The following is a 12,886-nucleotide window of genomic DNA, read 5'->3' on the forward strand; positions in this document are numbered from 1 at the left end:
GAGCAAGGATGTCGGTCCCGCTGTTGAGCCTCATCATTCTCCTGCCGGTCGCCGGGGCGGCGGTTCTGATGTTTCTCCGCAGCGAAGATGCGGTGCGGTGGACAGCGCTGGGCGTCACCGGCCTCGACCTCGCTCTCTCAATCGTCATGCTGGCCGGCTTCGACACCACCACTCACGAAATGCAGTTCACGGAGAAGCGCCCATGGGTGCCGGCGCTCGGCATCACCTATGCGCTGGGCGTCGACGGGGTAAGCGCACTCTTCGTGTTCCTGACGGCGCTGTTGGGCTCGACATCGGTGCTCGCCTCATGGACGGCGATCGAGAGCAAAGTGAAGGAGTTCATGATCAGTCTCCTGGTCATGCAGGCGCTGATGCTGGGAGTCTTCTGCGCGCTCGACCTCTTCCTGTTCTACGTCTTCTGGGAGGCGATGCTGATCCCGATGTACCTGATCATCGGCATCTGGGGCGGCGACGGGCGGATCTATGCGGCATTCAAATTCTTCCTCTACACGCTGGCGGGCAGCCTCCTGTTCCTGATCGGCGTCATCGTGCTCTATTTCCAGGGTGGCGAGACCTTCGACATTCTGGCCCTGACGGCGCAGGATCTGCCGTTCCCGGTCCAGTCCTGGCTGTTCTTCGCCTTCCTGATCGCCTTCGCCGTCAAGGTGCCGATGGTCCCGGTCCATACCTGGCTGCCGGACGCCCATGTGCAGGCGCCGACGGCGGGCAGCATCATCCTCGCCGGCGTGCTCCTGAAGATGGGCGCCTACGGGTTCCTGCGGTTCTCGCTGCCGATGCTGCCGGAGGCGTCGGTGTATTTTTCGACGCTGATGCTGGCGCTTTCCGCGCTCGCGATCGTTTATGGAGGCTTGCTTGCACTGGCGCAGGACGACTTGAAGAAGCTGGTCGCCTATTCCAGCATCAGCCACATGGGGTTCGTCACGCTCGGGATCTTCGCGCTGAACCTGCGCGGCCTTCAGGGCAGCATCCTGCAAATGTTCAACCATGGCGTCACGACGGGCGCGCTGTTCCTCTTCGTCGGCCTCATCTATGAGCGAACCCATAGCCGCAGCATCGCCGACTATGGCGGACTGATGAAGGTGGCGCCGGTCTACACTTCGTTCCTGGCGCTGTTCACCTTGTCGTCGATGGCGCTGCCGGGGACGAATTCCTTTGTGGGCGAGTTGCTGGTGCTGTCTGGCGGGTTTGCGGCGAACCTCGCCATCGGCGCTGCCGCCGTATTGGGCGCCTTGCTGAGCGCAGCCTATCTGCTCGGCATGTACAGGAAAGTCGCGCTTGGTCCGGCCACGGTCGGCGCCCGATACAAGATACGCGACGTGAACGGCCGCGAGATGGCTGCAATCCTGCCGCTCGCCGTCTTCGTGCTCTGGGTCGGGCTTTATCCGAAGCCCTTTCTCGGCATCATCGACGCCTCGGTGAAGCATCTGCTGGTGCAGGTGCACGGTGAGGAGGGCGGCCCATGACCGCCGCCGCACTTTTTCAGTCGGTGCTAGCGAGCCTGCCCGAGATCCTGGTGATCACTGGGGCCTGCATCCTGCTGATCCTCGGAGAGTTCGTGCGAAAGGGACAGGAACATCTCCTTGTCTGGGCTTCCGTCGCGGTCGTAGTGATTGCCGCCTTGGCGACGCTCCTGCTCGCGGGTGAGGTGCGGCCGGCCTATACGGGCATGTTCGTCGCCGACCGTTTCGCGGTCTTCTTCAAGTTCGTGTTTTACCTCGCCACCATCCTGACATTCCTCCTTTCGCGGAAATACGCCGACATCGAAGGGATCGGGAGGAGCGAATACTATGTGCTGCTGCTCTTTACGCTTTCCGGAATGATGATCATGGCCTCGGCGACCGATCTCCTGTCGATCTATGTGGGCCTCGAACTGATGGTGCTCTGCACCTATGTGCTGACCGGCTTCCTGCGCAAGGAACGGCGGTCGAACGAAGCGGCGCTGAAATATGTGATCCTCGGCGCGGTCTCGACCGGGATCTTCCTTTACGGCGTTTCGCTGGTCTATGGCCTCACCGGCACGACGCAACTCACCGGGATGGCTCAGGCGGTGACCGGCGATCCGCTCGATCCGGGGCTGCTGCTGGCCGTGGTCTTCATCGTCGCGGGGCTCGTCTTCAAGATCGGCGCGGTGCCGTTTCATATGTGGGTGCCGGACGTCTATGAAGGCGCGCCGACGACTGTCACCGCCTTCATGTCGGTGGGGCCCAAGGCGGCGGGGTTCGCGGTGATCCTCAGGGTTTTCTTGAACCCGCTGGTCGCCGCCTCGGACGCCTGGATCGTCGTCGCGGTCATTGCGGTGGTGACGATGGCGCTCGGCAGTTTCGTCGCACTGGTCCAGGATAATTTCAAGCGGCTGCTCGCCTATTCCAGCATCGCCCATGCCGGATTTGCCATTCTCGGCGTGGTGGCCGGCGGCGAGGACGGGATCGCCAGCGTGATGTTCTATCTGCTGATCTACGCCTTCATGAATCTCGGCATCTTCGCCGCCGTCATCATGATGCGGAACGGTAGTTCCTCGGGCGAGGTTATCGATGACTACGCCGGTTTCGCCAAGCCGCATCCGGTGCTCGCGCTTCTCATGCTGCTCTATCTGTTCTCGCTGGCCGGCATTCCGCCGACGGCCGGCTTCTTCGCCAAGTTCTATGTGCTCAGCGCGCTCGTCGAGCGGGGCTTCGTCGCGTTGGCGGTTATCGCAGTGCTCTTGAGCGCCGTCGCTGCCTATTTCTACATCCGCGTCGTCATGGTGATCTACATGCGCGAGCCGCAGCGGGTGTTCGACCCGGCGCTGACACCCTCGGTCCGTGCCACGCTCGCCTTCACCGCCGCCGGCACTATCGGCATCGGCCTGTTCCCGGCGTGGTTTCTGAGGCTTGCTCAAGGTTCGGTGTTTGGGGGTTAGAGCGGGATGCCGATCAGAGTGCAAATCGCGTGGATACCTTCGACCCGCGCGACACGCGGCCATTCCCGCAACAATTCAATCCGACCTGACCCGCCTAATTGATTGGATTTGCAATGATCCGTTCAACGGAATAGAGTCTGAGTTCAGAAAAGGATTGCCCAAGTCGCTTCTCGGGGCGACGGCGTTTTCGGCCCCGAACTGGTTTGGTGGCGACCTGAGCAAAGCCCTTGTTGCGTGCCGGGGCGTTACGACATGACGGCAATGGAGTTCCTGCCGGTTCTTATCATGGTCGCCGGGATAGTCTTGGTGGCAGTGGCGACGCTTTTCGTCTCCTCGCTTCTGCGCCCGTCCAACCCTTATCGCGCGAAGAACATGCCCTATGAATGCGGCATGGACCCTGCGGGCGAGGCCACCGGCGGGCGCTTTCGAGTGCCGTTCTTCATTCTCGCGATCCTTTTGGTGGTCTTCGATGTCGAGGCGATGTTCCTCTTTCCCTGGGCCGTCGTGCTGAAAGAGATCGGGCTCATCGGCTATATCGAGATGTTCGTCTTCATGGTGCTGCTTCTCGTGGGTTTCGCCTACGCCTGGCTGAAGGGAGCGTTGGAATGGGAGGAGTAAACGACGCGATCCGCGACAGCGTCCTATTCACCACCGCCGACAGTGTCATCAGTTGGAGCCGACGGTCGGCTTTGTGGCCGGAGACCTTCGGCATTGCCTGCTGCGCGATCGAGATGATCTCGGCCGGCTGCGCGCGCTATGATCTCGACCGGTTCGGCGTGGTGTTCCGCCCTTCGCCGAGACAGTCCGACGTGATGATCATCGCCGGCACCGTGACGCGGAAGTTCGCGCCCGTGGTGCGACGGCTCTATGACCAGATGCCGGAACCGCGCTGGGTGATCGCAATGGGCACCTGCGCCATTTCGGGCGGCGTCTATAACACCTATGCCGTGGTGCAGGGCTCGGAAACCTTCGTGCCGGTCGACGTGCATGTGCCCGGCTGTCCGCCGCGGCCCGAGGCGCTGATGCACGGCTTTCTCCTGCTTCAGGAGAAGATCAAGAGGTCCCGCGCGCTGGCCGGAACGCCTCTCGATCGGATTGCAGCGTCATGACCGTGGAGCGGCCTTTCGATCCAGACCTGATCATGGAACGCTTCGGCGAAGCGGTCGAGGACCTTGGCGCCGTACACGGCATTCACGCCTTTGCTGTTCCACCAGAGAAGATCGTCGAGTTCTGCCGGTTCCTGAAAGAACATCCGGCGCTTCAGTTCAATTTCCTCTCGGACATCTGTGGGGTCGATCATTATCCCGAAATGCCGCGTTTCGAGGCGGTGTACCATCTCTATTCGCTGCCCAACAAATGGCGGATCCGCATCAAATGCCGGCTTGGCGATCCCCCCGAGGTTCCCTCGGTCACCGGCGTTTGGCGCACGGCCAACTGGCATGAGCGCGAGACCTGGGACATGTACGGCATCCGCTTTACGGGGCATCCCGATCTGCGCCGCATTTACATGTGGGAAGGCTTCGAGGGCTTTCCCCAGCGCAAGGACTTCCCCTTGAGGGGCTACAAGGACAAGCTCAATCCCTTCGGTGCCGAGGGCCCGCCGCCGACCCAGCCCGACCTCGCCACCCGAGAGATTCCCTAATGCATGTCGCCCAAAAGTGTGCAGCGGTTTTGGGATAACGACATGCATTGAAAACAAAGACCTAAAGCGCGTCGCGCCCGATTGAATTCATGCGACGCGCTTTAGAGCGGGGGTAAGGAAAAAGTGTGTGCGGTTTTCCGCCCGCATCCCGCACCAACTAATTTAAAGGAGGCCGTTGACGCCGGAGAGTGAGATGACCGAAGTCACCGAACTCATGAGGCCGGAAGGCGAAGCGCTCAATACCAAGGAAGTGCTTCTCAATCTCGGTCCGCAGCACCCCAGCACTCATGGGGTTCTTCGGCTCGTCCTCGAGCTCGACGGCGAGTATGTCGAGCGTGTGGACCCGCATATCGGTTATCTCCACCGCGGCACCGAGAAACTCGCGGAGAGCTTCACCTACACCCAGATCTTCCCGCTGACGGACCGGCTCGACTATCTCTGTCCGCCTTCGAACAACCTGGCCTTCGCTCTGGCGGTGGAGAAGCTCCTCGCCGTAGAAGCACCGATCCGGGCGCAATATATCCGCGTGATGATGGCGGAACTCGCGCGAATCTCCGGTCATCTGCTGATCACCGGCGCGCTGCCGATGGATCTCGGCGCCATGACCGCGCTGCTTTACGTCATGCGCGAGCGCGAAATGATCATGGACCTGTTGGAAATGATCACCGGCGCGCGCATGCACACGTCCTACTGCAGGGTTGGCGGCGTGCGCGAGGACCTGCCTGACGAATTCTTCCCCAAGATCAGGGAGTTCTGCGACGTCTTTCCCAACCGGATCCGCGACTACGAACGGCTACTCGATAACAACCGGGTGTTCCTGAATCGCACACAAGGGATCGGGGTGATCTCCCCCGAGGACGCCATCGATCTCGGCTTGAGCGGTCCCAACCTGCGTGCTTCCGGTGTCGACTGGGACATCCGGCGCGACGAACCCTACGAAATTTATAACCGGCTCGATTTCAACGTCATTACACGCCAAGAGGGCGATTGCTTCGCGCGCTGGCAGTGTCGGGTCGACGAGATGCGCGAAAGCATCCGCATCATCGAACAATGCATGGAGCAGATGCCCGAAGGACCGTTCCAGATCGACATGCCGACGATCGCCTTCCCCGTGGACAAGGACAAAGTGCATTGTTCGATGGAGGCGCTGATCCAGCATTTCGACCTGTCGGCATACGGCTTCGATGTGCCCGCGGGCGAGGTCTATTCGGCAATCGAGGCGCCGAAAGGTGAATTGGGGTTCTACATCATCAGCGATGGATCGCCGAAGCCGTTCCGCATGAAGGTGCGGGCACCCTCGTTCGTGAACCTCCAAGCGCTGTTCGGGGTGAGCAATGCGCGGTACCTGGCCGACATGATCGCCGTGCTCGGCAGCCTCGATCCCGTGATGGCCGAGGTAGATAAGTAAGAGGGAGGTTCGGACGCGATGACCATGCGCGAAGAGATCGAGGCGGCGGCGGCGCGGTATCCCGACCGGCGTTCGGCGATCATGCCCGCGCTCATGATCGCGCAGAGGGAGCACGGCCATCTGCCGGGTGCGGTTCTCGAAGAGGTCGCCGATATTCTCGGCGTCGAGCGGATCTGGGTCTACGAGCTCGCGACCTTCTATACGCTCTTCCATACCGAGCCCATAGGCATGTTCCACCTGCAGCTCTGCGACAATATCTCCTGCATGCTGTGCGGATCCGAGGACCTGCTGCAGCATCTGGAAGCAAGGCTCGGGATCAAGAAGGGCGAGACCACCCCGGACGGGCTGTTCACCCTTTCGACCGTAGAGTGCCTCGGGGCCTGCGAAATGGCTCCGGTGATGCAGGTCGGCGACGATTACCACGGCAACCTCGATGTCCCGCGGCTGGACGCGCTCCTGGACAGTCTCCGTGCTACGGCGAGGCGGTTTGCGAGTGTCGAGCACGCCTCCGCGCCGGCTCCGGGAGAGTAGCGCCATGTTCGAGCAGGTTCTCCTCAAGAATGTCGACTTGCCGGACGGCCATTTGCTCTCGACCTACGAGGCCGGCGGCGGCTACCGGGCGCTCAAGAAGGCGCTCGGCGAATACACGCCCGACGAGGTCGTCGAGCTCGTCAAGCAGTCCAACCTGCGCGGCCGGGGCGGTGCCGGATTTCCGACGGGCATGAAATGGGGTTTCGTGCCGAAGCGAGGCGACAAGCCGAAATATCTATGCTGCAACGCCGATGAAGGCGAGCCGGGGACCTTCAAGGATAGGATCATCATGGAGCGTGACCCGCACCAGCTCATCGAGGGGCTGGCGGTGAGCGGCTACGCGATCGGGGCCGAGGTCGCCTATGTCTACGTCCGCGGAGAATATGTGACGGCCATCCGTCGCCTGGAACAGGCGATCGCCGAGGCGCATGATAAGGGTTACCTCGGAACAGGCGTTCTCGGCTCTGATTTCAATTTCGCCGTTCACATTCACTGCGGCGCCGGCGCCTATATCTGCGGCGAGGAGACCGCGATGCTCGAGTCGCTCGAGGGCAAGCGGGCGCAGCCGCGGTTGAAACCGCCGTTCCCGGCCGTGGCCGGGCTCTACGCCAGCCCCACGGTGATCAACAATGTCGAGACGCTTGCCTGCGTGCCGCATATCGTGATGCGGGGGCCGGCCTGGTTCCGGGGCATCGGGCCGGACAAGAGCCCCGGGCCGAAGCTCTACTGCGTGAGCGGGCAGGTGCGCAAACCCGGGCTCTACGAGTTGCCGATGGGCATACCCCTGCGGGAACTGGTCGAGGAGCACGCCGGCGGTCCGCTGCCGGGGCGCAAGGTCAAGGCGGTGATCCCGGGCGGCGTCTCGGCGCCGGTCATCCCGGAGCCCGGGCTGGAGGTCGGGATGGACTTCGACTCGCTCGCGGCCGCCGGCTCGATGCTCGGTTCGGCGGGGGTCGTCGTGATCGACGACTCGACCTGCATGGTCAAGGTCGCCACCCGGATCGTCGAGTTCTTCCACCACGAATCCTGCGGCAAGTGCACGCCATGTAGGGAAGGATTGAACTGGGCCGTGAAGGTGCTGCGCCGGATCGAGGCCGGAGAGGGCGCGCCCGGCGATCTGGAGCAGTTGGACATGCTGTGCAAGGGCATTTTCGGCAACACCTTTTGTGCTCTGGGGGATGGCGCAGCGATGGGTTTGCGGGCGGCCCTCAAGCATTTCCGCGAGGAGTTCGTGGCCCATATCGAGGAGCGGAGGTGCCCGTTCCACTGAAATGCGTTGGGCCGGGTCGGGAGGAAGTATGGTTAGCGTCACGATCGACGAACAAAGGCTGGAAGTCGAGGCTGGCTCCACGGTGCTCGCTGCCGCCGAGCGCCTGGGCATCGAGATCCCGACCTTCTGCTACTGGAAACGGCTGCCGCCGCTTGCCTCCTGCCGTATGTGCCTGGTGGAGATCGAGGGGCTGCGGAGGCTGCAGCCGGCCTGCGCCACGACTGTCGCGGACGGCATGGTGGTCAGGACGAATACGCCGCTGATCGAGGAAACGCGTTCGTCCATGCTCGACATGCTGCTTGCCAACCATCCGCTCGATTGCCCGATCTGCGATAAGGGCGGCGAGTGCGAGCTTCAGGACATGGTGATGGCATATGGGCCGCGCGAAAGCGGGTTCCGCGACGCCAAGCGTGTTTTCCACTCGAAGGACATCCGTCTGAGCCCGGTCGTCATCATGAACGTCAACCGGTGCATCCAGTGTCAGCGCTGTGTGCGCATGTGCGAGGAGGTTGTCGGCGCGGTCGCCTTGGGTACGGTCGAAAAGGGCATGGATACCGCCGTCACAGGTTTTGAGGGTAGCCTGGCAAGCTGCGACCAGTGCGGCAACTGCATCGAGGTCTGCCCGGTCGGTGCACTGATGAGTTTCCCCTATCGCTACAAGGCACGCCCCTGGGACCTCAATGAAGCCGACACGATCTGCCCGCATTGCGGTACCGGCTGTCAACTGACCGTAGGAGCACGCAAGGGCGAGTTCATGCGGGTCCGCTCGGACTGGGAGCATGGAGTCAACCGAGAGACGCTCTGCGTGCGGGGCCGCTTCGGCCTCGACTTCATCGAGAGCCGGGATCGCATCAAGCGGCCGATGATCCGCCGCGACGGCGCGCTCACGCCGGTTTCCTGGGAGGAGGCGGGCGACTACCTCGGCCGGCGCCTGTCGGCAGTGAAGGGCAAGGCCGCGGGCGGGCTCATCTCGCCGCGGCTGCCCAACGAGGTGCTTTATCAGTTCCAGAAGCTGATGCGCTCGGTATTCCGCACCAACAACATCGACTGCTCGTCGCGCTGGTCCACGCCTGTCGACGCGCTGGTGCCGCTCCTGGCCAGCTTCCACACCCGCGCACCTCTCCAGGAGGTGATCGGCAGAGATTGCGTGCTGGTCATTGGGGGCAATGTAACCGAGGAAAATCCAGTCACCGAGTATCTGCTGCGCGACGCAGCGCGGCGGCAGCAGATAGGCTTGCTCATGCTCTCGGCGCGGCCGTCCCGTCTGGACGCCGATGCCCGGGCGGTCTTTCGCGTGCCGCCGGGCGGAGAAGCGGCGAGCCTTGCGGCGGTGGTGGCCGCGCTCGTGTCGGCGGCTGGCCCGATTTTGCCCGGCGACCTTTTTGCGGACATCGGAGGGACACCAGCAGAGACCGACAGCGACCAATCGAACGCTCTGGCCGCCGCGCTGCTGGGGGGCCGAAGCGTCAGCTTGCTCGTCAGCGCCGACGTCCTCAGATCGCCGCTGGCGCGCACAATGTTGCAACAGCTCAGCAACCTGATGCAAATTCTCTACGTGCTCGGCAAGGGCCCGGCGCTGCAGTTCCTCTTCGACCGTGCCAACCAGATGGGCGCCTGGGACATGGGCGTAGTGCCGGGAGCTCTGCCGGGCCCGCGTCCGGTCGTCGATGATCAGACTCGCGCGGCCTTCGCACAGGCCTGGGGCGCCGAAATCCCCTCAGAACCCGGCGCGGGCCTCGACGCCATGCTGGAACTCTGCGTCAACGGGCGGATGGGCGCGCTCTATGTCGTCGGAACTGACCCGCTTGTGTCCTATCCCGACCGGGAATTTGTCGAGCGGGCGCTGAAGGCTGCCGATCTCCTGATCGTGCAGGACGCGTTCCTCACGGACACAGCGGGCTTGGCCGATGTTGTGTTGCCGGCGGCCGGTTACGGCGAGGAAACCGGCACCTTTACCAACAACGAGGGCCGAGCCCAGGTAGTCCGCAAATTCCGCGAACCCGTCTTCGAAGCGCGGGGCAATCTGGCGATCTTCGACTTCGTCGCAGCGCTCTGCGGCCAGACGCTGCAGCCATCGACGCAAGGCGAGATTTTCGACGAGATTGCCCGGCTGATTCCGGCTTATCAGGGATTGAAGCAGGACGAGCTTGGCCCCGACGGCGCATTTACCAAGGCGGCCCTTGCGCCACCGGCCGGCGAGTTCTTCGCTGCTCCGCCTGTTCCCAATGTGACAGATGGGCTCCTGCTGGTCACAGGCAACTGTCTTTTCCACAATGGATATCTGTCCGAACACTCGGAGATACTGAATACCGTCGCAGACGATCCCTATGTCGAGATGAGCATGCACGATGCCGCCAGACTTGGTGTTTCAGACAGCGAGCAGGTCCTCGTGCGATCCGCTCAGGGCGAGCTGACGGCGAAGCTCAAGGTCAACAGGCGCTTCCCCAAGGGCCTCGTTTTCGTTCCTGAAAATTACAAAGCGCTCCGCCTCAACAGCCTGCTGCGGCGGGGCGAATATCCATGTCCGGTGGAGGTTCAAAAAGCCAGAGCAACCGACGAAGTCGGCCCGTTCAACGGTTCCGCGGCGAGAGCTGATGGCCTCGGCCAAGGCATGCCGCCGGCGTGATCTCGTTCGACTTAGCCGGATGAGGAAAGGTGTGTGCGGTTTTCCGCCCGCACCCCGGGTCGATCCGACTAAAACCATCGTGATCTAGTGATAGTTGGTCCCGCAAATGTAATCGTGCAAATCCTGCTCGGTGCGTTGTGCCTCCTCGAGCCTGTGCTTGACGACGTCGCCGATGCTGACCACGCCGATAACGGTATCGCCATCCTTAACAAGCACATGGCGCGTACGCCGCTCTGTCATGATTGCCATCGCCACCGGCAGCAGATCCTCGGTCGAACAGGTGGGCACACCCCGGTTCATGATATCGGAAGCTCGCATCGTCGCCGCTTCGGCCCCGTATTCCGCCACCGCATTGCAGCAGTCCCGCTCCGACAGGGTGCCGAGATACATGCCGGGCGAACCACTGACGACCACGAAGCCGATATTGTTCTCGCGAAACAGACGCAGGATTTCCACCATCGTCAGATCGGGACTGACCGCGATGACTCCGACACCTTTGTTCTTCACGATTTCGCCGACAAACATCTAAGCCTCCCATTCAAGCGCTCGGGTTTGACAGCTGGCGCGCATTCACGTTCGCCGGATATTGCGCCACCAGTTATAGCCCTGCGGCTCGTTCGTCTCGACCAGCACATCCTTCTTTGTGTTGAGGCGCGCGGCCACCACGCCGCCGCCGGTTGTCGCCTTGCCCGGCTTGTCGAGCAGGTCGTCCCGCCCGATCACCAGGTCACGCGAGGAGAAACTCGAGAATTCATATTCTTGGCCAAGCGCAATGGCATCCGCCGGGCAGGCGTCCTCGCATAGCCCGCAGAACAGGCAGCGGGCCGTGTCGATCTCGAATTTGGCTGGGCGACGGTTGCCCTTCTCGTCCTCGTAGGGGACGACCTCGATGCAGTCGCAGGGACAGATCCGCGCGCAGAGTTCGCAGGCCACGCACTTGATCTCGCCCTCCGCGTCGCGCTTCAGGAAGTGATGCCCGCGATAGCGCGAATAGGGCAGCCATTTCTCCTTGTCCGGATACTCCATGGTCACGGGTCTGGAGAACATGTAACCGAAGGTCAGAGTCAAGCCGCTCGCCAGATCGGCGAAGAACGCCCAACCGATCCATGTTCCGACTCTGTCCAATGCGCGCGACATCGCTGCCCCGCTTTCCATGCATGTCGTTCTTCGCACGTCCGCGCGACACGCACTAAGAGAAAGCAATACCGGTTATGATTATGTTCGCCAGCGACAGAGGAAGCAAGACTTTCCATCCTATCGCCATAAGCTGGTCGTAGCGGTAGCGCGGAAAAGTGAAGCGGAACCACATGAACAAATAAACGAAGAAGGCGACCTTGAGCAGGAACCAGACGAGCGGCGGCAGGGGGATCAGCACGCCGTTCCAGCCGCCGAAGAAAAGGATCACGGTGAGGACCGACACCAGCACCATGATGACATATTCGCTGACCATGAAGAACGCGAAGCGGATGCCGCTGTATTCGGTATGGAACCCCGCCCCGAGATCGCCTTCCGCTTCCGCCAGGTCGAAGGGAATGCGCTGTGCTTCTGCCAGTCCGGCGACGAAGAACACGAAGAAGCCGACGGGCTGGTAGACAATGTTCCAGATATCGGCCTGCGCCCGCACGATGTCGAGCAGGCTCATGGACTGCGCCAATATGACCACGCCGATGACCGCGAAACCCATCGGGATCTCGTAGCTGATCATTTGAGCGCAGGTCCTGAGGCTGCCGAGCAGAGAGTATTTGCTGTTGGCGGCCCAGCCGCCAAAGATGACGCCATAAACCTCGATCCCGATCACCGCGAAGACGAAAAGCAGCGCCACATTCATGTTGGAAACGTAGAGCGTGATCTCGTTTCCGAGGACCGAAACGGATTCGCCGAAGGGGATCGCGACGAACACCACAAAAGGCGGCGCGAGCGCCAGAATCGGCGCGAGCTTGAACAGGAAGCGGTCGGCGTCGGCGGGAATGTGGTCCTCTTTGGTCAAGAGCTTGATGCCGTCCGCCACCGGCTGCAGCAGCCCGTGCCAGCCCACGCGCATCGGCCCCATCCGCTGCTGCATGTGGCCGGCGATCTTGCGTTCCAGCCAGGTTAGCGGCAACGGCAACAGCAGCAAGATCGCGATCAGCAACGCGACCTTAAAGACGATGAGGCCGAGGGCGACGATAAGTTCCATGATCCACGCTGCTTATGCAACGGTTTGAAACCACTACAGCGCCGTGCGTCTTTTCAGACGCACAAAGGATGCTGTAGCACTTTGAATTGCTGCATGTTTTTGTCCTTAAATCGGGTACGATTTAAGGAAACATGCAGTAGAGCGGGATGAGGAAAAGTGTGCGCGGTTTTCCGCCCGCATCCCGCTCAAGCTTCTTAGATCGATCACGATGATTTTGGCCGATTCGACCCAAAATCATCGTGATCTAGGCACTTCGTGTGCTTGTCGACATCCACGGTACAGTGACGGCGCCCTGCTTGCAATGGCGGGTGAC

12 protein-coding genes are annotated in these 12,886 nt (G+C 61.9%); 9 read left to right on the forward strand and 3 right to left on the reverse strand.

The window, feature by feature from the left end:
* Positions 1–8: 8 nt before the first annotated feature.
* The 9 genes from M728_RS25035 (at position 9) to nuoG (ending at position 10,397) form a co-directional block, all read left to right on the forward strand.
* Positions 9–1,484, forward strand: a complete 1,476-nt coding sequence (locus M728_RS25035; protein ID WP_026620468.1) for an NADH-quinone oxidoreductase subunit M — start codon at positions 9–11, stop codon at positions 1,482–1,484.
* Complete coding sequence (locus tag M728_RS25040; protein WP_026620469.1) at positions 1,481–2,920, forward strand: NADH-quinone oxidoreductase subunit N; 1,440 nt, start codon at positions 1,481–1,483, stop codon at positions 2,918–2,920. The genes M728_RS25035 and M728_RS25040 overlap by 4 nt, the downstream gene beginning before the upstream one ends.
* 252 nt (positions 2,921–3,172) lie before the next feature.
* Positions 3,173–3,538, forward strand: coding sequence for an NADH-quinone oxidoreductase subunit A (locus tag M728_RS25045; RefSeq protein WP_026620470.1), 366 nt, complete (start codon positions 3,173–3,175; stop codon positions 3,536–3,538).
* Positions 3,526–4,029: an NADH-quinone oxidoreductase subunit B family protein gene (locus tag M728_RS25050; protein ID WP_026615689.1), complete on the forward strand. Its 504-nt coding sequence runs from the start codon at positions 3,526–3,528 to the stop codon at positions 4,027–4,029. The genes M728_RS25045 and M728_RS25050 overlap by 13 nt, the downstream gene beginning before the upstream one ends.
* Positions 4,026–4,562 (forward strand): NADH-quinone oxidoreductase subunit C, encoded by a 537-nt coding sequence (locus M728_RS25055; RefSeq protein ID WP_026620471.1) that lies wholly within the window; start codon positions 4,026–4,028, stop codon positions 4,560–4,562. Before M728_RS25050 ends, M728_RS25055 begins: the two co-directional genes overlap by 4 nt.
* 214 nt (positions 4,563–4,776) lie before the next feature.
* Positions 4,777–5,970: an NADH dehydrogenase (quinone) subunit D gene (gene nuoD, locus M728_RS25060; RefSeq protein ID WP_370906502.1), complete on the forward strand. Its 1,194-nt coding sequence runs from the start codon at positions 4,777–4,779 to the stop codon at positions 5,968–5,970.
* An 18-nt stretch (positions 5,971–5,988) separates the two neighbouring features.
* Positions 5,989–6,501, forward strand: a complete 513-nt coding sequence (gene nuoE / locus M728_RS25065; protein WP_026620473.1) for an NADH-quinone oxidoreductase subunit NuoE — start codon at positions 5,989–5,991, stop codon at positions 6,499–6,501.
* Between the two features lie 4 nt (positions 6,502–6,505).
* Positions 6,506–7,771: an NADH-quinone oxidoreductase subunit NuoF gene (gene nuoF, locus M728_RS25070; RefSeq protein WP_026620474.1), complete on the forward strand. Its 1,266-nt coding sequence runs from the start codon at positions 6,506–6,508 to the stop codon at positions 7,769–7,771.
* A 28-nt stretch (positions 7,772–7,799) separates the two neighbouring features.
* Entirely contained in the window at positions 7,800–10,397 is a 2,598-nt protein-coding gene (gene nuoG / locus M728_RS25075; protein ID WP_026620475.1) for an NADH-quinone oxidoreductase subunit NuoG, read from the forward strand.
* Positions 10,398–10,481: 84 nt separating this feature from the next.
* Here nuoG and M728_RS25080 read toward each other — a convergent pair whose 3' ends face one another.
* Genes M728_RS25080 through nuoH form a run of 3 tightly spaced genes read right to left on the reverse strand, consistent with a single transcriptional unit; the run spans position 10,482 to position 12,573 of the window.
* Positions 10,482–10,922: a CBS domain-containing protein gene (locus M728_RS25080; protein ID WP_026620476.1), complete on the reverse strand. Its 441-nt coding sequence runs from the start codon at positions 10,920–10,922 to the stop codon at positions 10,482–10,484.
* A gap of 45 nt (positions 10,923–10,967) precedes the next feature.
* Complete coding sequence (locus M728_RS25085) at positions 10,968–11,534, reverse strand: NADH-quinone oxidoreductase subunit I (RefSeq protein WP_026620477.1); 567 nt, start codon at positions 11,532–11,534, stop codon at positions 10,968–10,970.
* Between the two features lie 52 nt (positions 11,535–11,586).
* Positions 11,587–12,573 carry an NADH-quinone oxidoreductase subunit NuoH gene (gene nuoH, locus M728_RS25090; protein WP_026620478.1) on the reverse strand — a complete coding sequence of 329 codons (987 nt, stop codon included), beginning with the start codon at positions 12,571–12,573 and terminating at the stop codon, positions 11,587–11,589.
* Between the last annotated feature and the right edge of the window lie 313 nt (positions 12,574–12,886).

Source organism: Ensifer sp. WSM1721, from assembly GCF_000513895.2.
GTDB lineage: Bacteria > Pseudomonadota > Alphaproteobacteria > Rhizobiales > Rhizobiaceae > Sinorhizobium.

Coding starts and splice junctions, on each gene's coding strand:
- M728_RS25040 (WP_026620469.1), top strand. CDS start 1,481: ATGACCGCCGCCGCACTTTTTCAGTCGGTGCTAGCGAGCCTGCCCGAG.
- nuoH (WP_026620478.1), bottom strand. CDS start 12,573: ATGGAACTTATCGTCGCCCTCGGCCTCATCGTCTTTAAGGTCGCGTTG.
- M728_RS25080 (WP_026620476.1), bottom strand. CDS start 10,922: ATGTTTGTCGGCGAAATCGTGAAGAACAAAGGTGTCGGAGTCATCGCG.
- nuoG (WP_026620475.1), top strand. CDS start 7,800: ATGGTTAGCGTCACGATCGACGAACAAAGGCTGGAAGTCGAGGCTGGC.
- nuoD (WP_370906502.1), top strand. CDS start 4,777: ATGAGGCCGGAAGGCGAAGCGCTCAATACCAAGGAAGTGCTTCTCAAT.
- nuoE (WP_026620473.1), top strand. CDS start 5,989: ATGACCATGCGCGAAGAGATCGAGGCGGCGGCGGCGCGGTATCCCGAC.
- M728_RS25085 (WP_026620477.1), bottom strand. CDS start 11,534: ATGTCGCGCGCATTGGACAGAGTCGGAACATGGATCGGTTGGGCGTTC.
- M728_RS25045 (WP_026620470.1), top strand. CDS start 3,173: ATGACGGCAATGGAGTTCCTGCCGGTTCTTATCATGGTCGCCGGGATA.
- M728_RS25035 (WP_026620468.1), top strand. CDS start 9: ATGTCGGTCCCGCTGTTGAGCCTCATCATTCTCCTGCCGGTCGCCGGG.
- nuoF (WP_026620474.1), top strand. CDS start 6,506: ATGTTCGAGCAGGTTCTCCTCAAGAATGTCGACTTGCCGGACGGCCAT.
- M728_RS25050 (WP_026615689.1), top strand. CDS start 3,526: ATGGGAGGAGTAAACGACGCGATCCGCGACAGCGTCCTATTCACCACC.
- M728_RS25055 (WP_026620471.1), top strand. CDS start 4,026: ATGACCGTGGAGCGGCCTTTCGATCCAGACCTGATCATGGAACGCTTC.